Raw genomic sequence first — 23,266 nt, forward strand, 5'->3', positions numbered from 1 at the left:
CAGACAATGGAATTATTAGTGAATTTTCAACCTGCTAATAACGGAGTTGAACAATGCCTATTAAAAATAAATCGTTAGTTTTTCAGCAAACCCTACTTAATAACACAAATAAAAATACTATACCTATTAATTTTGATATTTTTTTCATCTCTTATTGTTTTTTAAGAATTTCTATTAATATTTAAATCCTGATGTATCATTTCACAGGAAAAGAAACCGTAGTTTCTGAAAAGTTTTATTTGTTTATCTTTGTCACATCACCTCCTTTCTCCCGATAGCTATCGGGATAGGTGGTACACGGGGCAGTAAACTGATAATACTTTAGCGGGTAAAAGTTTACCGCCCCTTTTTATTGTACCGGTACAACTATTATTTGAAATATGATGGATAGAAAAGCGTGCCATCTCTCAGTTAAAATTTATTGGTTCTTGGTAGTGTCGTTGTTTATTTTTCTGAATTGATGTGTTTAATGCATAATGCTATTCGTTAAAATTTAATGGCGTTTATTTAAGTTTCATCAACAATTTACAATTTATTATTTTTTTTTCAAAATGGAGAGGGCAATATTTTCGAATTTAGAAACAACCCAAATTACTGATGATTAAGCATTTATTTGTGTTTTTGCAAGAATCACCGGGCCACGAAAACCGGACGGAAAGTTGCGGCAGGTTCCGGCTGGGTTTAAACCGTACATCCAGCACCGGAATGAACGCCATCCCAATAATCATCAGCGCAAGGAAAACAACGATGACGGAGAAGGGGGAGAAGGCAGGTTTGTTGTTTGTCGGTTTGTTCATTGGCTCTAGTTCTATCTTTAATATTATTATTCATTTTTCTCATTGACAAGAACCTCAAGCCAGTCTATTAAATTGTCAATATCTTCTTCAATTATGGTCCAGACAATTTCGAAATCAATTCCAAAATATTCATGAATAATTCTGTTTCTGAAGCCTCTTATTCGTTTCCATTCCAATTCGGGGTTACGAATTTTAAAATCCGGGTCAATGCGATTTGCAGCTTCTCCAATAATTTCAAAATTTCGGACAACGGCATCAACTGATTTTTCATCTGAAATAAACGACTCGTAATCCATACCTTCAACGTATCGCTTGATTTTCAAAGCAGATTCCAGCATATCACCAAGCAAAAGACTTATATCTCGTTCAGACATAGATAAGATCTTTGTTTATAATTTTAAAGTATTTCTCTTTCACACCTTTTCTCGAAACCAAATCTGTTTTAATGCCGGTAATTTCTTCCAGCTCATCGGCAAGATCAATAAAACGTATTCCTATCTTTTCATTGAATTCAACAATAATGTCCAGATCGCTTACTTCGTTTTGCTCTTCGCGTGAAAACGAGCCGAAAATAGCTAATGACCTTAACGGATACCTGGAGAAAAGGTCGGATTTACGGTCTGTCAACTTCTGTTTTATATCATTCAGTGTTTTCATTTTGTTCAAATTTACAATTTTTTACTTTTTATATTGCGATTTTAACGGAGTTTTAATTGAGCCATGCATCAGGAAGCCGTGGAACATTGGGGCTGGGTTTGAAACGCACAATCAAAACAATTATAAATATTATCCTGTATTAAAAATGGTATTTATAAACCACTGGTTCAAGTTCTTTATTTAACCCGTAAATAATGCGGTTTTTCCAATCTATTTGAATATCGGAAACAACAGGATCAAATGTATATTTACAAATCAGTTCACCGTCGTAACCCAAATGCAAAGCGTATTTATAAAAATTGGATCCGCCCATTTTCGCTTTTTCTCCGGAAAACGGAATGATGAAACTATCGTTGTTTGTTGCGGCATAACAATAAGCAACACTGTTTCTCGAGGTTAGAATCAACCCGTTTTTCCTGCGAACAAAATCTGGTACTGTAAAATCAGGCCCTATAAATTTTGTTATGCATTCTCCACGATCATTAAATATTTCAATCCACCTCCAGTAAGCGTATGAGAGGATTACTTTCGACAAATCGGGTGAAGCAGAAATGTTTGTTTGATAGAGATTGGAAGCCAGCGTATTATTATTCTCCATACCGGGATCGGGGAATTTATTTAGCATTTTTACTACATTTCCGTCCATATCGAAAAGGCAGTTCATGTATGCATCCGGATGTCCGATAAGTGTGACAAAAAACCTGTCGCCGGAAATTTTAACAAGCTTTCGTGGATATAAAGAATCGACATTTACAACTTTCGAATAGTTGTTCGGATTTTTCGCCAGGATTTTCTTCAGGGAATAAATAATCACTTTTTTCCCGTTCAAATCGTGCACCACAGCATCATCAGAATTCTGAATATATTGAATTAAAAAAGGAAAGATCATTTCTCCCGGGCCCCGGCCACGCCTGCAAAATTGGGTCATCTTTTTCCGGGTATGTAAATTGTAAACATCAACTGCTTTTTCGGTTCCCGATCCCAATAGAAATAACAATGAATCGGCCAGTTCCATTTTCCATGGATCCATTAAAGGAGGATCAAATGTAATACGTTCTCCTTTTAATGCCTCGGTTTTGGGGAAATCATCTAAATCAAAACGGACCTCTTTTTGCGCAGAGACAATAAAATGAAATACGAAAAAAATCAAAATCAGTGTTACCGTTTTTTTCATTGTATTGTATTTTTTAATATGATATTAAGTGAGCCATCAATTTACTTTTCACATTTCCCCAATAAACAGCACGTCGTTGTCATCCATTTTCAGGTTATTTTGTAACGCTATCATTTCTTCAGTTTAGCCACCATTAAAAAGTGGTTATCGTCTTCTTTCAAAGTTCGGTTCAGTTCTGCCAGTTTAGCCTTTTGTTCCGGAAATTTAACTTCCCGGTTTTTGAATGCGTCAGAATCGAGGTACATTTTCATGTCCAGTGCCGAAATTGATAAGTAAATGGTGGTATCGCTCGTATATAAGGGTTTAAAATCAGGGCCACCAGTTAAATCGTTTATAAAACCGCCAATTTCATTTTCATTTACAGCAACTCCTATTTTGGTTGTCTTATTGTAGAGAACGCATCCTTCATCGTCGCTTAACTGTTTTCGGGTTTGTATGTTATAATGCGATCCATACGGAACAAATATATAATCTTGCGTTTCGTGAACTCCTATCCAATAACTATTCTTTGGCATGGGGCGGCTTGATTTTCGTTCGTAAACCAGATCGTCAGGAATTTTATGTTCTTTTAAATCGATAAAAAACTTAGGGACTATTTTATTCTGTTCATTATAAAAATAAACAGTGTCGTTGTACCAACCCTTCATGTGAAGTTTGTTATTAAACCGATAAAAAATATTCTGGCCCCAAAAACCCACCATGGAATTACTCGATTCGCTGCTATCCCAAAAATTATGATTTGCAACGGTTTGAAGAGTATCTCCGGTTGCATTATGTTCTATAAAAACATAAGGTTCATTACCCACATGAGGTTCACCAAAACTTATAAGCAAGCTATCCCTGCTCCAGGTTACATTTGTTCGCTCAACTGCCTTAAATTTGATTGTTTTTATGTACTCACCATCAAAGTTGTAAACCAGAATTTTTCGTGTCCAGTTTGTGTGAATGTAAACCAGTTTGTTTTGTTCGTCAAGCGAAAATTTGCGTATTAAAGCATATTCTCTGGGACCTCGCCCCAGAGTCCCAAAGTGCCTGACATATTTTCCATTTCGATTAAATTGAGTTAGGAGTCCTGTCCCTGAATGCTTAATAAATATATAGTTTGGTGTAATTTGAATATCGCTAATCCTGCCCAGCAAAGCTTTCTCTGAATTGTTTTCGAACTGAACAAAATCAACATTTTCGGCTATTTCCGACAGCATCACATCACGTTTTTCTTTTACAATTTCCGCAAAGTGGATGGTGAAAAACTGGTCTTTTGCCCTTTGATTTTCGGGTTGATTCGAAGCACTTTCTTCTTTCGATGGATTTGACTGGCAGGCCACAAATAAAACAGCGGTTAACAGAAATACGGTTTTTAGTAGTTTCATCGGACAGATTTTAGTTTTTGAAAATCAAACAAATATCATACCTAAAGTTTTAGTTGAAACAAAACTGCTTATTTGAGAATTTGAAAAGTTTGAAGGTTCGGCAGTTCGATAAGTTTGAGAGTTCGAGAGGTTTGATGGGTTGAGTTTCATTTCGAACAACTTCAAACAATCTCAAACAAATAAATTTCTTTTGTGCTATTTCGTGCTTTGGTGATTTAGTGGCCCTCCTTCTTTTTTTGCCACCCACATAATGATGCCTATGGCACAAAACTCTAAAACACTAAAGTTCACTAAATTCTTTCTCCTGCCAGCCGTCTCTTAACACTGGCGACTTATTCTTTCAGCTTTGCTATCACAACCACCGGATTGTCGGTTTCTTTTATATTTTTCAGTTTTTGAACATGCGGAGGGAGTCTTGCAGCTTTATCCGGATTTTCTTTAAACCACTGTAAAATCTTGTATGGTTCCAAAAAACCAATCAGTTCATTTCTGTTACTTAATGATGTTGGGCGAAACTGCATAAACCCATCAATATCATTTTCAAATCCATTAATTTTCAAATTTTTGTAATTTGGAATCGCAACCTTTTTAGTACGTTTATCATAGTAGCAGAAATAACCCCGCTTTTTAAAATATAGCTGGAAAAAGATCAGATGTTCCGTTTCTAAAATGTACCGAATGTTATGATACTGCGTATAGTCAAATTTATGCTTTTCGAAAAAAGGCGGGCTATACTTTCCTGATTTAAATATAAATGCGGGAATCAGTTTATTCGAGGCAACCCGAAACACGGTATCGTTAAAATATTCTTTAATCGATAAATCATTGTTGTAATAATAGAAAAAAGCACCATAATTTGTGGTTCGCGCTGGTGTATATTGAAATTTTCTTTTGTCATAAAGTGCAGAGACAACTTTATTATTTTTGATGTCATATATCTGTAATCGTAAACTATCAGAATTATAAACTTTTTTGTAATAAACGGCATACAAGTTATCACTTAACCATGCTATATCCCTGGGATATTTATCCAGTTTCAATTTATTGACAATTTCTCCGTCAACAGAGAATTCTATCAAATGATAGTCCCACCCTATGGCTGTAATTATTAATTGTCCTTTTTTAAGGTATGAAGATTTAGAATTCATAAAGCCATTCGGGCCGCGGCCATATTCGCCAATGGACTGCAAGAATTTACCATTTTCCGAATCAAATATTAATATCTGATGATGAGCACTACTCACTACGATTGAATCAAATAAATGAAATCTTACGGCCGGGCCAATCATGCTTTCCTTTTTTGTTTCGAGAGGCAAATAGGTAATTTCTGAAGCAAACTGACTGACATTAACCGAGGTTTCTTTTTCAGGAATATCTGTTAAATCAATTATCGGCAAACTTAGATTTGAGTCACTTTTGTGCAAACTGGATTTGACGCTATCTGCCTGATTGCCTACCATATTCTCATTTACAAAAAAATATGACACAGACAATAGTAAGATATTTAGGATTACACGAATCATACAAATATTAGTCTTTCAGTTTCACCAGCATCAGCACCGGATTGTCATTCTCATCCAAACTGTTGGCCAGTTTTTCAAATTCTTTTTTCTTTTCGGGGTATTTGGGAGTGGAGTTTTTGAATTCGTCGGAAGCAACGTGGGCTTTGAGTTCAAATGCATCAATCCAGGAAATCATGTATTCAATACCATCAACGGTTACAGTATTTTGAATTTTAAAGTTTGGTCCATTATCCAGGTCATTAACCAGCCCTGTCCCGTTATCGATTAAATATTGAGTCCCATTTGATTTGTTTTGAATGAAAAAGTTATCCCTTTTTTGCCAATCGTACTGAAAAAATAGATAGTTTGTTGATTCAGATGCATTTTTTTGAATAATAATTTTGTCGCGATTTTTAAAGATATATTGTTCATCTTCTCTCAATTCAGGTGTATATTTTGCTTCACCCTGTTTTAGAATATATTTGGGTATAAAAGTTCCATCATCAAAAGAAAAAATAGTATCGGAATGAAGCTCTTTACAATGTAAAATACCTTCGTATCGATAAAATATACATTCAGACGGGTGAAAAATACCCTGTGCTGGAGTAAACTTATACTTGTTTTCAAATCTGTTTATCATTTGGCCATTCGCATCGAGCAGAACAAAGCTATACTTGTCTTGCCCTGCTGAATTACTGATAAATCCAAGAAACTGATTATTGGTATAACCTAACGCAGCCAACTGGTCGTATTCAACCGTTATGTCTTTTTTCCATATTCCATCCAACGAAAATTCGTTGATTTCTTTACCAGAAAAAATTTCGATTGTATTGTTGCTTTCATTATAGAAAAAATCCTTGATGGTTGTGTATTCAGAAGGAGCTCTTCCTTCGCGACCTATTTGGCAAAGAAATTTTCCGTTTTTTGAAAATCGGTAGAGTTCATTACCTGACCGTGCAAAAGATGGACTACCATCTTCAGGTAATGGGGATCTATTTACTGAGCCTAAAAAATATGATTCGTCTTCATAAATTAAATTGTCTATTCGTTTTATTAATGAACCCGCCTTTGTTTCCAAAGGAATGTACGTTATTTCTGATCCCAGTTCAGATAAATTGGTAACATTGGGTTCAATGATTGAGGTAAGGTCAACAATATTATCTACTTCCCTTTTTTGTTTGCAGGAAAATAAGACAATAATCAGCGAGAGTAAAATAGTTAGGTTCTTCATTTTGAATTATTTTTGAAATTATTCTTTCAGTTTCACCAGCATCAGCACCGGGTTGTCATTCTCATCCAAACTATTAGCCAGTTTTTCCAGTTCTTTTTTCTTTTCGGGGTATTTGGGGGTGGAGTTTTTGAAAGCTTTTGAATTAACATGTTCAATGAACTCGTAAGCATGTATAAAACCAAGCATTAGGGTATTTTTTTGATAAATAGGGTGAAAATCCGGCCCACCGTCATAATCATTTCTAATTCCCCAATTTTTATAAGAACATGCTTTTTTCGTTTTCTTGTTATAATATCCCCAGTGAAATTTTTCATTCAGCCTGTAGCACAAAATTATATGACCATGAGTTTCAAAAATACCTGCCGGCATTATATATTTATCCATTTCACTGCCTGATTCCCATCCATTGCTTTGGGCTTTCAGTGCAATTTCCCATGAATTTATTTGTACTTCAACCGGAAAGGTTAATCTTCCAAAATTAAAAACATAGCGAGGAACAAATTCTAAAGATTCTGAAATGGAATATAACGTATCGTTTAACAAATTTTCCTTAACTATGAAGATATTATTATATGCATAATAGCTAAATGCTTCGGTTAACCCAAATGAGCCTTTCATTGAAAATGAAAGAGGTTTTATCTTTTTTTCAATAAGCTGGTGGTTACTTGTATAAAATTCATAACTGAAAGGTGTTTCCCCATTTCGGTTATCTCTCATCAATACATATTTGTCATCTGAAAAAAATTCAATATCATTCATATAAATATCCTTCTTATATGAATGGCTTTTTACAAAAGTTCCATCGTAATTATAAATCAAAAGCTTATCGGGATACTTATTATAAATGAAAACATGTCTGTTTTTTTCATCAATGCAAAAACTTCTTAACCAATTATATTCTGCAGGACCTCTTCCCTCTCTTCCTATTTTTGCAATAAAATTACCGCTATAATTGAAAACCAGTAAAGCAGGCGGTTTATGATTTTTAATAAATATTAAGCTGTCTGTTATACGTACTTTTGATGGTTCGCTGATTAAATTTTCGATTTTTGTTTCAAGTGGAATATAATTTATATCTGCGAATAAATCAGAAAATAAAATTTCATTATTACAATTTATTTTTGGATTAATGACTACCTGTTCCTGTGCTGACACAGATTTATTATATCCAATCATCAAGAATAAATAAATTACAATCACAAAAAGACAAGGAATGATCACATTCCTCTCAAACACTATTGCAAGGTTTTTACCCATCAAAAGTTTCACAATTTAACCATTTATCATTTTCACAATTTATCAATCACTCTTTCAGTTTCACCAACATTAAAACCGGGTTGTCGTTTTCACTTAAACTGTCGGCCAGTTCTTCCAGTTCTTTTTTCTTTTCGGGGTATTTTGGGGTGGAGTTTTTGAAAGCTTCGGATGCAACATGGGATTTTAATTCAAAGGCATCTACCCAGGCTAAAATGGTATTGTCATTTTTGTTCATTTTTAAGGTAATGTTTGGGCCGCCATCCAAATCGTTTCGTATTCCAACTTCCCTGTCAATTTCTGTTTGTTGCCCGCTTTTTTTATCCAGAATTAAAATATGTCCCTTCTTATTAAATCCGTAACTATAAAACAGGTACCTGGAACTTTCAAAAAGGCTACGCTGAATGACACTTTCAATCAGTGCATTACTCGGATTCCTCGGATCGGCACTTAGATCTTTAATGGCTTTTGTTCGTGCTTCCGGCGAAAAACGATTATCGCCGGAGTTCAGGATTATTTTTGGAATCTTTTCCTCTCCATCAAAATAAAACAGTGTGTCCGAGAAAATTTCTTTGAAATACAATTTCCCGTTCAGCGGATACATTATACATTCGCCAGTAAAACTAAGAATGGCTTTTCCTCTTTCAAATTTATATTGATTTGTAAAGGTTTTGAGAACCGTACCATTGGTGTCAACAATTTCCATATTTTCCGGAATGTGCTCTGCTCCCGGACCAAAATAGAGCAGAAAATTATCGTTAAAAACCTCGAAATTGCTTACGTATTTCTGGGAAATGTCGAAGGTGCGAAGAAATTTACCTTCAGGAGAAAACACCATAATTTTCCCTTCCTTACCGCCGCTGATATAAACATTTCCATTAGGATGAACCACAAAATTGCTGACATACCTGTATTCTCCCGGACCTTTTCCTCTTCGCCCGATTTGATTTTTCAAATTCCCGTTTTTATCGAATCGCAGGAATTTAGATTTGTTGTCTTTCACATAATAATCTCCATTTGCATGTACCACTTTCATAATCGTAGCCAGAACGGAATCACCTGCCAAAGGAAGATATTCGATACTTTCAGCAATTTCTGAAATATTTAACTCCGACTTTTCTGCCTCCAGGATGTTAATTGATTTTAATTCTCCTGAATTATTGTTTTTAGAACAAGCGAAGCTGAAAAGAACAGCAAATAATAAAAGGACACATTTTGTTGGAATTTTTAGATTTCTTTTCATCGGTTTTGGTTTTTGATTATTAAAAAGATAACTATCTAATTTTTCAGTTCAAAGCATCATTTATTGAACGGTGGTTTTTATTTATTAATCGGTTTCTTCTTTCATCATCATTATCAGCATTGACTTTTAATATCATTCTAACTGTTATTCAATAATTTGATCTCTTTTCGTGCAATTTCGTGTTTTTGTGCTTTAGTGGCCTTGTCTTCTTTTTTGCCACCCCCATAGTGATGCCTATGGCACAAAACTCTAAAACACTAAAGTTCACTAAATTCTTTTATCGGTCATTTTATTCTTTCAGTTTCGCCAGTACCACAAAATGGTTGTCTTCTTCTTTCAGCGTTTTGTTTAACTGAATTAGCTTTTCTTTTTCTTCCGTTAATATGACATCCCGATTTTTGAATTCATTCGACTCGAGGTACATTTTCATTTCAGCAGAAGAAATAGGCATTATAGCTAATGTATCGTTTGTATATATTGGCTTGAAATCTGGGCCGCCGAAAATATCGTCGAAAAATCCCCACTGTTTGGCTTCTTCAACAGCCACTCCTTCTTTGGTTTTTTTGTTATACAAAACACAGCCCTCTTCTTCTTTTGTTGGTTTCATATTGACGATGTCGAAATGATAACCATAAGGAATAAAAATGTAATTTGAAGTTTCGAGTACATCTACCCAGCAGAGATTGTCGGGCAACATCCGGGTCCATTTTCGTTCGTATATCAAATCATCCGGAAGCTTGTGTTCTTTTAAATCGATAAAAAACTTGGGGGCAATCTTGTTATTTTCATCATAAGTATAAACCGTGTCGTTATACCAACCCTTCATATGAAGTTTGTCGTCAAAGCGATAAAAAGCCTTAAGATAATTCAAATACATATTGTAATATTGTTCGTCATTGTTCCAAAATATTTGGTTTACAATTGCTTGCAGAGTATCCCCCGGTTCGTTGTGCTCCATAAAAACATAAGGTTCATTTCCTTCCATTGGCTCCTGAAAACTAACCAGTAAACTATCCCTGCTCCACACATTACTCAGGCGTTCCATCGCCGGATACCGAATGGTTTTTATGTGTTCTCCGTTGAAATTATAAACCAACATGCTACGGTTTGCATTGGCCTGGATGTAAATTAGCTCATTCTTTTCATCGACAGAAAGCTTACGGCAAAGATCATATTCTCCAGGGCCTCTTCCCGTTTTTCCAATGTATTGTAAATACTTCCCATCACGAGAAAATTGCATAACAGGATTTCTGCCTGAATTAATAAAAATATAGTCTTTTGTAAGTTTCAAATCAAATACACCTCCAATCAAGGCTTCCGGTGTGTTTTCAAGCTGTATAAATTCCACTTCATTTGCAAATTCCGATAATTTTACTTCCCGCTGGTTTTTAATAATCTCGGCAAAGGGAATTGTGTAAAATGAGTCGGTTTCATGTGTTTCATTTTTCGCTTTTCTGCTGCATGCAGTGCTTACTGCAAGAGTTAATAAAAGAAATAATTTGAAAAGAATGGCGAAATTTGTTTTTTTCATGTCGTTTTGGTTATAATTCCAGGTACAGTTATTTTATGAGTTTTTACACTTCCAAATTACCCGGAAAACATTAGAAAAACAATAGGACTTTTGGACAAATTTGTTGAGTAATAATATTGTATCAGAAATGCGACAAATTAAAAACAAAGTACTCATATACAATCATTTGTAATTATTTGCCACAAGCGCATTTCACAATATTTGTTTTAAAAGTATAGTGCAAATAGACTATGGGTTATTATATTTGTTGAGTGAATAATAATCAAACCTAAAATGAAAAACATCTCATCCAGCTTCTTTGATCCCATTCAGCAAACCAGGTATATCGGGAGTGAGAATTACCGTAAAGTGGAACATTACCTGGAAGCTTTACAGGCGTTAACCAAACTCTACGATTTAAGCTTCTATATTGTTGACTATTATAAAAAGTCTTTTCATTATGTATCACCAAACCCACTCTTTTTATCCGGATACTCACAGGAAGAAGTGATGAACCTCGGATATGACTTTTATCCGTTGTGTGTGCCGTCCGACGATTTGGAGCTGTTGCTTCTTCTAAATAAAACAGGTTTCAATTTCTTTTACAATTTACCCGTAAGCAGACGCGAAAAAGCCACAATTTCGTACGATTTCAGGTTAAAGCATAAAGGCAACCAAAGTGTGATAATGATTAATCACAAACTTAGTCCCCTGATTTTAACCGATGATGGAAATATCTGGATGGCAATTTGCCTGGTAACGCTATCCACCCGGAAAGAACCAGGCGATGTTCATATTATTATGCAGGATGACAAAACGCGGTATAATCTGAATATTGAAGAAAAAGTATTTGAACAGGTAAAAATTAAGAAGCTAACAAACAGGGAAAAAGAAATTTTAAGATATATTGCAATCGGCATTAGCACCAATGCAATTGCCAAAAAACTCGGGATTTCGGACTCTACAGTGAAAAACCACAAAACAAAGATTTTAAAAAAGCTAAATGCCAGTACATCTGCCGAGGCAGTATTTTTTGCCAGCAAGCAAAACCTCATTTAGCGGTTAGATTTCAACTGAAACGTCACAGTTAACTCCAATTGTATATTCCGTATATATAATATATCTTTGTAGAAAAAGGAGATTAAACATGAAAAATGAAAAGAAAAGGAAAATTATAGATATAAAGGAGGATACGTTTAAAATATTATCGATAAAAGCGGCTGAAGAAGGTACAAACCTGAAAGCGCTGATAGAACATTCGCTTGACGATTTGGCTGAAAATATTCGCGACTCGCAACTCTACTCTTATCTACTAAACAACTACCCCGAAGGGAAAGAGGTAATCAGCAGCAGCGAGAAAGAAGAATTTGAAAACTGGCTTGGATTATGAAAGTGGAGTACTCCAAAGCTTTTGTAAAGGCCGTTAAAAATTTGTCTGGTAAAATGCCGGATTCAGTGAAAACCACAATTATTGAAACCAAACAAGCGGAGAACGTGAGCCAGTTAACCAACTGCGAAAAACTGGTTGGTTTCAAAAATATTTACCGGCTGCGGATTGGCGATTTAAGGGCTTTCTTTTTTCTGCGAATAAAACCCGACGGTAACACCGTAATTTTTGAATACCTCGTTCCGCGCGGACAGGCTTACGATAAAAAAATGCAGACAAATTTAAAGAAAAAGGATAAATAGATTTTCTTTTTCGTGCTATTTCGTGCTTTGGTGCTTTGGTGGCTTTTCTTCGTTTTTTGCCACCCACATAGTGATGCCAATGGCATAAAACACAAAGACACAAAAGTTCACTAAATTTTTCCTTAAAATCATGAATTCTCTTTTCGTGCTATTTCGTGTTTTTGTGCTTTTGTGGCATTTCTTTTTTTTGCCACGAAAACACGAAGACACAAAAAACTCACCAAATCTTTCTTTAATACATCAAATTCTTCTTTGTGCAATTTTGTGTTTTGGTGCTTTTGTGGCCCTTCTTTTTTTGCCACTAAATCACCAAAGCTCAATAAATTATAGAACAAACCTTTTTATACCAGATCCAATATTTACAACATTAAAATTGATTAAATATCCTAATCTTTTGTTCGTCAGTTTCAAATGGCTCAAAACCTGGGCTTCCCAAACCGGATTTACATTTTCAATTGCTTTTAATTCACAAATTACATTATCCTCGACCAACACATCCAAACGTAAACCTTCTTTAAATTCCAGGCCGTCATAAACAATTGGAATGTCCAGTTGCCGTTTGCAACTTAATCCCCGTTTTTCCAACTCATGACAAAAACATATTTCATATACTTTTTCCAGCAACCCGGGACCTAAATTTTTATGAACCGTGTAAGCTGAATCAACAATCAGTTTTCCAATTGATTCCAATTCGGGTGAAATCGGTGCATATTTTTTCATCGTATTATTCTTTTGGTGTTATTTTGTGCTTTTGTGATTTAGTGGCATTTCCTTTTTATTGCCACTAAAACTCTAAAACACCAAAGTTCACTAAATTATTTATTAAAGCTTGAACTCTTTTTCGTGTTATTTTGTGCTTTTGTGATTTAGTGGCCTTGCCTTTTTTTTGCCATCAAAACTTTAAAACACTAAAGTTCACTAAATTTTTCTTTTCAACAAATAATACATCAGCGGAATAAAGTACAAACTCACAAGGGTTCCCACAATCATTCCGCCGATAATTGCCAGTGCCAGTGGTTTTTGCAATTCAGCGCCCATTCCCTTCTGAAACAGAAAGGGAGTCATCGCGAGGATGGTCGTCAAACTGGTCATCAGGATTGGTTTCAGGCGCCGCTGTCCGCCAATAAATATCGAACGAACCAACGAGTTGCCTTCATCCATTTGTTTGTTGATGGTGTCAATTTTCAAAATGGAGTCGTTGATAATGATTCCCGCCATCACGATAATCCCTATAGCCGACATGATGTTGATTCCTGCTCCAAACAGCGCCAAAAACAGAAATGCACCAAACAGGTCGATGGGAACTTCGAACAACACAATCAGCGGAAGGACGAACGACTCGAACTGCGCCGCCAGAATAAAGTAGAGCAGCAGCAAACTCACCGCAATTATCAGCAACAGTTCTTTCAGCATCCCTTTTCCCGAAAGAATGGAACCACCGTAACTGATGTCGAAATTCTCGTTTGTGATTTCATTTTCGATGCGTTGGGTGGCTTCGGAATATTCATTGGAACCAATGTCGAGCAGCACCGGAAAATACTCACTTTCTTTCCCGGCCACAATCGATTTCAGACCGGTTCCCGAGCTGACTTTTACCAGCCCCGAAAGCGGGATTTGTTCGCCGTTGTCGTTGGTAACCGTTATATTTTGTACAATCTCGTAAATGGATGCGTAACTGTTGCCGATGCTCACCGGAATGAAAGTGTTGTTGTCGTTGATGGTAAAAACCGTGTTGGCATCGAACGCACTTTTTACCTGCCTGAAAAGTTCAGTGTTATTCACCTGGTACAGGAGTAGTTTTTCCGGGTCAGTTTCCAGCAGGATGAGTTCGCGGGTAATCAGTTTCGATTGCACCTTTCCGGGAAACAGTGTGCCCATCTTTTTTTGCAATTCAGCCAACTCATCAAGGTAACCTTCACGACCGGGATTGAAATGAGTAAACCGGACAATCAACGGCGCTTCGGTTTTTCCGAATGCGAGGTTAAACAGGTTGTCCGATTCCGTAAAACTGATATCTGCCTCCGGGTAGCGCTGCCAGAAAAGCGATGAAAGTTTTTCTGTGATTTCGTCCAGTTCGCGGGGTGAAGCCGCTTTCAAAAACAGTTTATTTTCCGAAGTTCCGGCTTCTTCGCCGCTGTTCAGCAAATATTGTTGCCGCCCGGCCTCTTCAATCACATAAACGAGATCGGGCTGAAGTCCCGAAAGCATTTCACTGATGCGGGCGTTGTTTTCATCCAGCGTGACCGGTTCGTTCCAGTCAATTTCCAGCAGGATTTCATCGTGGCTCACTGCAGGGAATTGTGCGATTTTTAATTCACGGCCTAAAAAAACGGCCGCAACCAACATCAGCACAACAATTGCCAGCGAAGCAACCTGGCGGCGCAATACGAACTTTAATCCGCTTTCGTACCAGCTAAAATACCGGGGCAGCTTTTTGTTTATTACTTCCTTTTGTTGGCGGCCTTTGTAAAACAACCTGTACAAGGTGGGAAGCAGTGTAATGGAAACCAAAAGCGAAACAATCAACCCGATGGACACGGCCACTGCCTGGTCGAAAAAGAGGGCGCCGGCCATTCCTTTCATAAAAATGAGCGGAATAAAAACCGCACAGGTAGTGAGAACCGAAGTGATGAGCGGACGGATTACCTCGTTGGTACCGTTGATGCAGGAGCGGTTTAATTGTTTGTGGTTTGTGGTTTGTGGTTTGCCTGCCCCGTGAAATTCAACGTTAGGAGAAAAATTCATCGGGGTTGTTTGTTGTTTGGAATTTGCTACCTGGGATTTATTTGTTATTTGGTTTTTGTTATTTGTTATTTTCCGTTGCCTGTGCTGGGTGATGTTGTCGATGACGATGATGGAGTTGTCAATCATCATCCCCACACCGAGAATTAAACCGGAGAGCGAGATAATGTTGATGGAGAGTCCGGCGAGGTAGAAAAACAGCAGCGCAATCAACAGTGAAACCGGAATGCTGATTCCAATCAGCCACGGCGCCCGGCGTTCGCGTAAAAACAGGAACATCGCCAGAAATGCCAGCAGCCCGCCAATCAGCAGACTTTGCTCCAGGTTATTGATGGAGTATTCAAGAAGCTTCGACTGGTCGCGGGTAACGGCAAAATCGAGGTCGGGGTAATCTTCACGGAAATGGGTAACCAAAAATTCAAGCTCATCTTTCAGGTCGGCCATTTTTGCATCCGACTGTTTTATGATGGCCAGACTAACCGCATCTTCCGAGTTAAAGTGGACATTCCCGGCAGGTTTCCGGGGCTGCAATTCAATTGCGGCCATCTCTTTCAGTGTCACGACTTTTCCGTTCAGGTTGACCGGTACATTTTCGATATCGGAAACATCACGCAGCCGTGTGTTAAACCGGATGTTGTATTGATACTGCCCATCACGAATAAGCAGGTTGCCCAAATTGATGTTATTGTTCTGCAGCGCTGTTTCGAGCCCGGCAATTGAAAAAGCGCCGCTTTGCAAAAACGCTTTATGTGGCGTGATTTTTATCTCGGGCGTTTGCAGTCCACTCATATCCACCAGTGCTACTTCCGGGAGTTGTTCCAGTCGTTTGCGGATAACCTGGCTGGTGAAATTGCTTAATTCAAGCCCCCCTCGGTCCCCCCGGAGGGGGGAAGAAGCCCCCCTTGTATTCCCCCCAGAGGGGGAAGTGGAAGCGTTGTTTGATGCAACTGCAAAATCTGGAAGGTCTTCGATTTTTTGAGTGACCATCAGGTAAAAAACAGGAATGTCGGACGCACTGGCGCGAATGACCTCGGGGCGGTTCATTTCGCGCGGAAGGTAATTCATAGCCTTGTCTACTTTTTCATTCACCTCTACCGAAGCCAAATCAATGGGTGTTCCGTGCTGAAAACGAAGTTCAATCCACGCCGAACCGTCGCGGGTTTCACTTTTCATTTCTTCCACATGGTTTACTTCCTTCAACACATTTCTCAGTGGTTTTACCACTGTGTTTTCCAGTTGCCGGGCAGGCAATCCGCCAGATGAAATCCGCACCGAAACCACGGGAATATCGATGTCGGGCATCAGTGAAACCGGAAGGCTGGTGGTGGTTGCCAAACCAATTAGCAACAGAGCTAAAAAAGCCATTGTTACTGCGACAGGACGGTGGATTAGGAACTTGACCATTTTATTAGTTTTATTTAGTTAGTAGAGTCCACTCTGAAAAATAAAAAAAAGAAGATATGCCACAAAGTCACGAAAACACTAAGAAACACAAAGGCCTAATTATCTGCAAATTATTCTTTGTGAAAACTTCGTATATTAGCGTCTTAGTGGCTGGAATTGACTTTTCAGAGTATGCTCTTAGTACCATTTTATAATAAAATTTTATCATTCATTCTACCAAAATCAAGATTGGATTATCATCGTAATTCACTTCCAGTTTATTCCCTCCTAACTCAACCTGCTTCGTTTTTTCTTCTATCCCGTTTTCAAAAAAATCGAGCGGAGCACAACTCAAAATCATCAAATCATCCTGAATTCCCACTGGTGTTCGAAGAGATTCAAAGTCAGGTAAATTGAAGTAGGAAGAAAGCTGCCCGTTCATAAAAACGTTGCTTCTTTTTTGTTCATTGATGGCATAGCAACTGTATTTTTCATCATCGACAATTACAAAGTAGTACCCGCCAAATTTAAAAGTTCGGCGTAAATACGGAACGTACCCGGCGTCTTTTGCATCCCTGTGAAACGCTGATCTTTTCCGTGATTCCACATATTTTGTTGAAAAACTTGCAGGAACCGCTTTTTTACCGAGATCGTACGAAATGACTTTTTGAAAAGAGTCCGCTTCAAATCTGTACAATCCAAATAAGTTTGAGCTGTAAAAGTAAAGCTGATTGTCAGTTTGCATAAAGCTGTTCGCATTCCCGATACAGAAAATCGAGTAGGGACTTTCATTAGCGTGGATAAATTTTCGACTGACTTTGTTCTCTTCAAAACTGTAGATGCCTGTGAAATACTTTTCACTCTCACCCACGTAATTGCGATAAAGAAACAGGTTTCCATCTTCCAGAAGGTGAATGTCCAAACTGTAGAAATTCTCCAGTTTCCGTTTTTCAAGTTTATCACCTGCATAGTTAAAAATGCAAATTGTGTGAGCCAAATCCAGCACGTAAAGCCGCTTACTCTTCGGATCTACATCAAATGCAATAACCATTTGCACTTCATCCGGCCCCTTCCCTTTTTTCAGTTTTCGAATATATTCTCCCTGTGTGTTGAAAATATAAATATTAAAATCGGAAAGAATGAAAATGCGATCATTTTGCGAATCGATGTAAACATTCGAAACGCTATTCAAAAGTGATGATTCCGTGGTTTCGAGCGGGATGATTTTCTGAACTTCTCCGGCAACAAGTTTTTCTGATTGCGTAGCATCGAGTTTAACCACTTTTAATTGATTCGCATCTTGCCGGCAACTGCAAAACAAAAAAGAAGCGATTAATACAATTAAGAATAAAAGGTTTTTCATCGGTGTTTATATTTATTCCGCCGTTTGCAGCAGTTAAAAAAGTTGCTGTTATTCAATTTCCACTTCCGCTTCGTGCGCAAGATTTAGGTTGTTAGAGACAATTACGGTATCGCCTGATTCAAGCGTGGCTCCCTCTCGTGCAACTACCGAATAGTAGTGTTCATTTTCGTCGAGTACGTTCACGTAGGTCCAGTACGCAATGCCGTCCGTGTATCGAAAAAGCACCTCCTGGTTTTGCCTCAGCACAACGGCTTGCTTGGGAACCACCAACTTGCCGGGTATCGATTTTTTGATGCTCACTTTAACATTCATCCCTTCGAGGTAGCCGTCCGGATTATTTACTTCCGCTTTTATCCATGCCAGTCCGTTTTCATCGATACGCGGATTAATTTCCCTAATCGTCCCGGAGGTTTCATTGGCTCCTGCCACAGGGGTAACCGTTACTTTCTGGCCGGTTTGCACCTGGCCGATTTCGGTTTCCAAAAGCGGAAAACCGATGGTAAAACGGCTGTCGTTTATCAGTGTACAAAACGGTTCCGACGAATTGGCTTTTTCAAACGTTTTTTGCTTTATTCCTTCCACTTTGCCGGTAAAAGGTGCTTCCAGCGAAGCGTCGCGGAGTTGCTGTTGTGCTTCATCCAGTTGTATTTTTGCCTGGTTGTAGCCCGAGCGAATATTGGCAATTCGCAGATGTTCTTCGGGTATGGCACTGTTTATATCTTTGTAGCCCATACTCAGCAACGCATCTATCCGGTCAATTTCGGCTTTCTCCATGGCAACCTTAGCTTTTTCTAAACTGAAACGGTATTCATCGTTTTGGAGGCGTGCCAGTTCGCTGCCTTTTTGGGCTGTTTGTCCGTTCCGGTAACTGATGGATTCAATGATTCCCGGATTTTTAAAATAAAGCTCCGCCTTTTGAATGGCTGAAAGCTTCCCGTTGCTGATGATTTCACGGGTAAAATCTCCGCGCTCGAGCACAATTACATCTACGAGGTTTTTCTCTTCGGGAAGCGATTCTGTAGAAGATTCCGAATCGTCGCCGGCAGTACCGGTGCAGGATATAAGAGCAACAGCGATTAAAATGTAACCGGCTAATTTAATTAGCGAAGCGGGTTTTAAGGTTATGTTTTTTAGTCTCATGGGCCGATAGTTAACGGTTTAGTTTGTGAATTTAACAAAAATTATTCCTCCTTTATAATTCTTATCTGGATAAAATTTAAACCTCGTTTTGCTCCTGGCTGCTAATGCTTTCAAGACAGAAAAACTACGTATTAAAGATTACAAGAAAAATTATATTTGAGTCGACAACAATCTTAGTCATCCCAACCAATTTCTTTTTGGATCCTCTCCCACCTTCCTTTTTTGATTTTTTTTAACAGCCTGTCAATATTATTATTATCAGCCTCAGAATTTAGAGTCAGTTCTTCATATTTTAAATAACCGAGGATAGGTTGTATTTTCGAGGCTTTTGTTCCGGCTTTGAACCGGACAATTATTTCGTTATTTTGTCTTTCTACTATCATTATCTCTTTTTTTATTTCGAATGTACAAAAATTTACAGTGTTCAGTGCATTTTCAAAAGACAACAAAAACCAGGCGGTAGAATACTTTATCAGGGCAATTTTTTCGTCCTGCTCGTTTCTCGTTTCAGAATTCTTTTATTGAAAAAATAAATAATACGGGATTATCCGAGGACTTAAGCTTATCCAGCTTATTTATGATTGCTTCATATTCAGGTCTGAAATCTGCTTTTTTAGATTTCTTCAAATCTTGTATTCTGTTAAGACAAATAAATGCAGGGAGAGCACTTACAAAATAATTATTTTTTGTACAACTCACTATCTGTGGCGAGATTGGATATTGAAACTTATTTTGTTGTGTAATATGTTTATCGGAATTTTTACTGTAGATGGTAAAATAGTAGTGCCCTTTATAAATGAAGGAAAAGTATAAAAATGAGTCTGTTTCATATACATTATCGACATCAATGGCATAATTTCTGGTTTCAGGTTGCTTAATTGTTCGGCCGACATCGGCACCAAACTCTCCGGGTAAATAACCTGTTGGCAATGATTTATCTCCAAAGTCAACAAAATATTTCGGAGATAATCTATTCTCATCAAGCCAATAAATAGTATCGTTACCAGTAAAATACCTGAAGTTATATCCGTTTTCCGATTCAAAAAAACGGGTTCCCATATATAATTTCTTTTCAAGAGGAAAATATTTTTCCAGTATTTTACCTTTCAAATCGATTTTAACCATAGAATAGGAAGTTTTTTCTGGTTTTGCATGAATTCCAAAGCTCCCTCTCCAAAGGTAGAATCCTTTTTTTCCTGCAAATGCAAATTTGGTTGCACCAAACAAATCACCATTAGAATCAAAAATTTTGAATTTTATATCATCTAAGTATTCTAAATCAGGGGAATAAATTTGCATCCTGTTGTAAGTTAAAATATAAATATTCCCTTTGCTGTCGATTTTAAAATCCCTTAAATCAAGATATTCTCCCGGTCCTCTTCCTTGTTTATCGAGTTTATTTAAAAACTTGCCGTTTTCATTAAAAATATACAATGCTTGTTGTCTTTGGTCATGCACATAAAATCTGTTTTGCCAATAAGTAATCCTGGTAATTTTAGAGATTATGCAATCGTCATTGGTTTCAAGGGGTACAACAAATAATGTATCAGCAAATTCATGCCAGGGAAGTGGTTCCTGAAATTTATCTATCGTAATTTTTTTCAGTTTAAATGCATTCGTTACATTAATTTCTGTTTTATTGGGGTTGCTACATGAAAATAGTAATAAAAATACTATTATTGAATTTCTTCTATTAACAGGCATGGATTGTCATTTTCATTTACATTCAATACTCTTGAGTACATTTTCAGGGCTGTAGTGTCATCTTTAAATAATTGAGGGTCAAATTTTGCGATACTCCAACTATCGACTGGCGATACGAGATGGTTTTTATAAACTGTGTGGGATAAAAATGAGGTGCTGGCGATATATCCTTTATCCGGATTTTGAATATTGATATAAACAGTATAATAATTGCCATTGTGGCAATACCGTATCGACCAATATTCGTTCAACTTTTGAAGACTTGTAAAGTTGTAGTAATAATCACCATTCTTCAGGTCGTCCCGGTTATTTATATCATCGCGGACAGTAAGGTCGAATGCCTTATTTTCAGCGTCTGCCGAAAGTAACAGAAACGGGCGGGGAGAAGCTTGCTCGTCGAACTTGTAAACGATATTTCGAAAGGGGGAACAATAAAACAGCTCGTTGTCAATTCTGCACAACTGGCTTCCGTCAACCGATCCTAAATACTTTTCGCTGTTTTTAAAGTATTTGTGTTCTTTTTTGCCATCTATACTTAAAACAATTATTTCATAGTTGTATTCAGGTTGATTTTGAAATGAACTGGCATAAAAAACGAGATAATCATTTAATGCCGCTAACTCTCTGGCAGCAAAATTCAGATTTATGGAGCTAATGAATTCACCCGAATTTATGTCATAACAATTTACTTTATGCACGTCGTAGATAAATAAAAACCGTTTATTTATCGCAAAATCTTCAATCTTATAATACTCTTCCGGGCCTTTCCCAATATTATTTATGGTGTATTTTATCGTTCCTTTTTGCAAATTTTCATCCAACCCGTAGCATATAATTTTCTGATCATCAGCCAAAAAAATATATTTCTGACTTGCACTAATCTTTTTCACTTCTCCCAGAATGTTATTGGGGTTTGAAGTTGTTTCCATCGGAATGAAATATTGTTCTCCAAAAACAGGCAATTTTTTTGCGTTCGGATAATTTGAAATATCATATTTTAGTGTCTGGCTTAAATCAACTGCACAATAGTCTTTCATTTTGTTTTTGTTACACCCAATTACAAGCACAACAACAAATAAGAGTAATGTTTTTTTCATTATTTTTACTTTTAAAACATTGGCCTTAATTAAGCGATTTTTCGCAAATAATATAATATTAAGACCGGATTGTCTGACGGATTTATAGCATTAATTATTTCATTCTGTTTTTTAGAAATAGAAAATGTGGCAGATTTGATCAAATTTTTGTACTCCGACATTCTGGAATCAACATTAGAGTTTTGAATCATATTCAGAAGTTCATTCTTTATCTGGATATTATCATTTTGTGAACGGTTTAAAATGTCCTTTATGGATTCAATTTGATATGGTTCAAAGTAACTTAAAAATAAATCGTTATTCCCTGTAAGAATGGCACCTCCCTTAACCAATCCCGCAAAATCGTTTAAAAACAAGTTTGCAAAATAAAGCTTCTCCTCTTTTTTAAAATAAAATCCATTATATATCATTGATTTATAAACAAAGGAAAAGAGAAGATAATTTTCGGACTCAGAAAAACTTTTAAGAAAAGCATAATCAGAATGCTCCAATTCCTCATTAAAAATATATTTAGGAAATTTAAAAAAATCTTCAGGTATTGTATGTTTTCCAAACTCAATTTGATATTTAAGGGATATACTATCAGGGCCAATCCTAAATATTGAGTTACTATACCCTGGAGAAACACTATAACTATGAATATTGTTATTAAAAAAGTTAAATCCACCCTTCGTTAAATTACCGAATTCAAACTCATGCTTTAAAACTTCGCCGCTCTTATTTACTATGAGCAGATGATGTTTTATTTTTATTCCATTGTCAACATAATTGGTGCGGTCAATATAAAGGGCAAATATTCCGGGACCGACAACGGAAAAAGAATCGAACAAATAATCTAATTTTATTTCTTCGAAAAAAGTTCCATCAAAATAATAAGAAAGTATTTTACGGTTGTTATTGCACCATATCATTATTTTATTAGAAAACTGATCGATAGCAATATCATTGGGTTCGTCATATTCTCCCGGTCCCTTCCCATTATTTCCTATATTGAATAAGTATTTCCCATCACTATTAAAAGCCAAAACCGATTTACTTAATACCTGATCCATTACGTATATTCTGTTGTCATGATAAATTACTTTATCAATCCGTCCAATTAATGATTCATCTGTAGTTTCTAAAGGTATTATCTTGATACTATCAAAAACCTCGGAGTATTTTAATCCGGCATTTTCAGGTATCTCATCAATTGTAATTAACTTATAATTTGATGTGTCAATTTCTTGTTTTAATTTATTAGTGCAAGCCAACATCATTGCTGACATTATTAGGCATATAATATTTTTAATCATATTTGTATAAATAATTCTATTTAGGGTTTGCTGAAAAACTAACGATTTATTTTTAATAGGCATTGTTCAACTCCGTTATTAGCAGGTTGAAAATTCACTAATAATTCCATTGTCT

General features: G+C 36.7%; 22 protein-coding genes. 3 read left to right on the forward strand and 19 right to left on the reverse strand.

Annotation, left to right across the window (positions count from 1 at the left end; genetic code table 11):
- Nucleotides 1-575: 575 nt before the first annotated feature.
- The 10 genes from BUC07_RS20765 to BUC07_RS19140 form a co-directional block, all read right to left on the reverse strand.
- On the reverse strand, nt 576-797 hold the full coding sequence (locus BUC07_RS20765) for a hypothetical protein (protein WP_139279656.1): 222 nt from the start codon (nt 795-797) through the stop codon (nt 576-578).
- A 26-nt stretch (nt 798-823) separates the two neighbouring features.
- The gene (locus BUC07_RS19100; RefSeq protein WP_073173678.1) at nt 824-1,171 is read right to left on the reverse strand and encodes a HepT-like ribonuclease domain-containing protein; all 348 of its coding nucleotides are present in this window, start codon (nt 1,169-1,171) and stop codon (nt 824-826) included.
- Entirely contained in the window at nt 1,164-1,454 is a 291-nt protein-coding gene (locus BUC07_RS19105) for a nucleotidyltransferase family protein (RefSeq protein WP_073173680.1), read from the reverse strand. The genes BUC07_RS19100 and BUC07_RS19105 overlap by 8 nt, the downstream gene beginning before the upstream one ends.
- A gap of 139 nt (nt 1,455-1,593) precedes the next feature.
- Nucleotides 1,594-2,628, reverse strand: coding sequence for a BF3164 family lipoprotein (locus tag BUC07_RS19110; protein ID WP_073173682.1), 1,035 nt, complete (start codon nt 2,626-2,628; stop codon nt 1,594-1,596).
- 110 nt (nt 2,629-2,738) lie between these two features.
- Entirely contained in the window at nt 2,739-3,998 is a 1,260-nt protein-coding gene (locus BUC07_RS19115) for a 6-bladed beta-propeller (RefSeq protein WP_073173684.1), read from the reverse strand.
- Between the two features lie 332 nt (nt 3,999-4,330).
- Complete coding sequence (locus BUC07_RS19120) at nt 4,331-5,458, reverse strand: 6-bladed beta-propeller (RefSeq protein ID WP_073173686.1); 1,128 nt, start codon at nt 5,456-5,458, stop codon at nt 4,331-4,333.
- Nucleotides 5,459-5,528: 70 nt separating this feature from the next.
- Entirely contained in the window at nt 5,529-6,731 is a 1,203-nt protein-coding gene (locus tag BUC07_RS19125; protein WP_073173695.1) for a 6-bladed beta-propeller, read from the reverse strand.
- An 18-nt stretch (nt 6,732-6,749) separates the two neighbouring features.
- Nucleotides 6,750-8,000, reverse strand: a complete 1,251-nt coding sequence (locus BUC07_RS19130) for a 6-bladed beta-propeller (protein WP_139279658.1) — start codon at nt 7,998-8,000, stop codon at nt 6,750-6,752.
- A gap of 34 nt (nt 8,001-8,034) precedes the next feature.
- Complete coding sequence (locus BUC07_RS19135) at nt 8,035-9,228, reverse strand: 6-bladed beta-propeller (protein WP_073173699.1); 1,194 nt, start codon at nt 9,226-9,228, stop codon at nt 8,035-8,037.
- A 289-nt stretch (nt 9,229-9,517) separates the two neighbouring features.
- Nucleotides 9,518-10,759 (reverse strand): 6-bladed beta-propeller, encoded by a 1,242-nt coding sequence (locus BUC07_RS19140; RefSeq protein ID WP_073173702.1) that lies wholly within the window; start codon nt 10,757-10,759, stop codon nt 9,518-9,520.
- Between the two features lie 273 nt (nt 10,760-11,032).
- On the opposite strand from BUC07_RS19140, the gene BUC07_RS19145 reads away from it, so the two are divergent.
- From BUC07_RS19145 to BUC07_RS19155, 3 genes are all read left to right on the forward strand, one after another.
- A complete protein-coding gene (locus tag BUC07_RS19145) occupies nt 11,033-11,797 on the forward strand; it encodes a response regulator transcription factor (RefSeq protein WP_073173704.1) in 765 nt (254 codons plus the stop codon).
- 88 nt (nt 11,798-11,885) lie between these two features.
- Entirely contained in the window at nt 11,886-12,128 is a 243-nt protein-coding gene (locus BUC07_RS19150) for a hypothetical protein (RefSeq protein ID WP_073173706.1), read from the forward strand.
- The gene (locus BUC07_RS19155) at nt 12,125-12,427 is read left to right on the forward strand and encodes a type II toxin-antitoxin system RelE family toxin (RefSeq protein ID WP_073173708.1); all 303 of its coding nucleotides are present in this window, start codon (nt 12,125-12,127) and stop codon (nt 12,425-12,427) included. Before BUC07_RS19150 ends, BUC07_RS19155 begins: the two co-directional genes overlap by 4 nt.
- A 128-nt stretch (nt 12,428-12,555) precedes the next feature.
- On the opposite strand, the gene BUC07_RS19160 is transcribed toward BUC07_RS19155, so the two are convergent.
- From BUC07_RS19160 to BUC07_RS19200, 9 genes are all read right to left on the reverse strand, one after another.
- Nucleotides 12,556-12,762 carry a hypothetical protein gene (locus BUC07_RS19160; RefSeq protein ID WP_073173711.1) on the reverse strand — a complete coding sequence of 69 codons (207 nt, stop codon included), beginning with the start codon at nt 12,760-12,762 and terminating at the stop codon, nt 12,556-12,558.
- A complete protein-coding gene (locus BUC07_RS19165) occupies nt 12,752-13,147 on the reverse strand; it encodes a GxxExxY protein (RefSeq protein WP_073173713.1) in 396 nt (131 codons plus the stop codon). Before BUC07_RS19165 ends, BUC07_RS19160 begins: the two co-directional genes overlap by 11 nt.
- Nucleotides 13,148-13,345: 198 nt before the next feature.
- Entirely contained in the window at nt 13,346-16,573 is a 3,228-nt protein-coding gene (locus BUC07_RS19170; protein WP_073173716.1) for an efflux RND transporter permease subunit, read from the reverse strand.
- Between the two features lie 208 nt (nt 16,574-16,781).
- Entirely contained in the window at nt 16,782-17,915 is a 1,134-nt protein-coding gene (locus tag BUC07_RS19175; RefSeq protein ID WP_073173718.1) for a 6-bladed beta-propeller, read from the reverse strand.
- Between the two features lie 48 nt (nt 17,916-17,963).
- Nucleotides 17,964-19,055, reverse strand: coding sequence for an efflux RND transporter periplasmic adaptor subunit (locus tag BUC07_RS19180; protein ID WP_073173721.1), 1,092 nt, complete (start codon nt 19,053-19,055; stop codon nt 17,964-17,966).
- Nucleotides 19,056-19,228: 173 nt separating this feature from the next.
- A complete protein-coding gene (locus BUC07_RS19185; protein WP_139279659.1) occupies nt 19,229-19,438 on the reverse strand; it encodes a hypothetical protein in 210 nt (69 codons plus the stop codon).
- Nucleotides 19,439-19,562: 124 nt separating this feature from the next.
- Nucleotides 19,563-20,759: a 6-bladed beta-propeller gene (locus BUC07_RS19190; RefSeq protein ID WP_073173726.1), complete on the reverse strand. Its 1,197-nt coding sequence runs from the start codon at nt 20,757-20,759 to the stop codon at nt 19,563-19,565.
- On the reverse strand, nt 20,732-21,856 hold the full coding sequence (locus BUC07_RS19195; RefSeq protein ID WP_073173728.1) for a 6-bladed beta-propeller: 1,125 nt from the start codon (nt 21,854-21,856) through the stop codon (nt 20,732-20,734). Before BUC07_RS19195 ends, BUC07_RS19190 begins: the two co-directional genes overlap by 28 nt.
- A gap of 29 nt (nt 21,857-21,885) precedes the next feature.
- Entirely contained in the window at nt 21,886-23,214 is a 1,329-nt protein-coding gene (locus BUC07_RS19200) for a 6-bladed beta-propeller (protein ID WP_073173730.1), read from the reverse strand.
- Nucleotides 23,215-23,266 lie beyond the last annotated feature (52 nt).

Origin of the sequence: Tangfeifania diversioriginum, from assembly GCF_900141875.1 — a bacterium.
Lineage (GTDB): Bacteria > Bacteroidota > Bacteroidia > Bacteroidales > Prolixibacteraceae > Tangfeifania > Tangfeifania diversioriginum.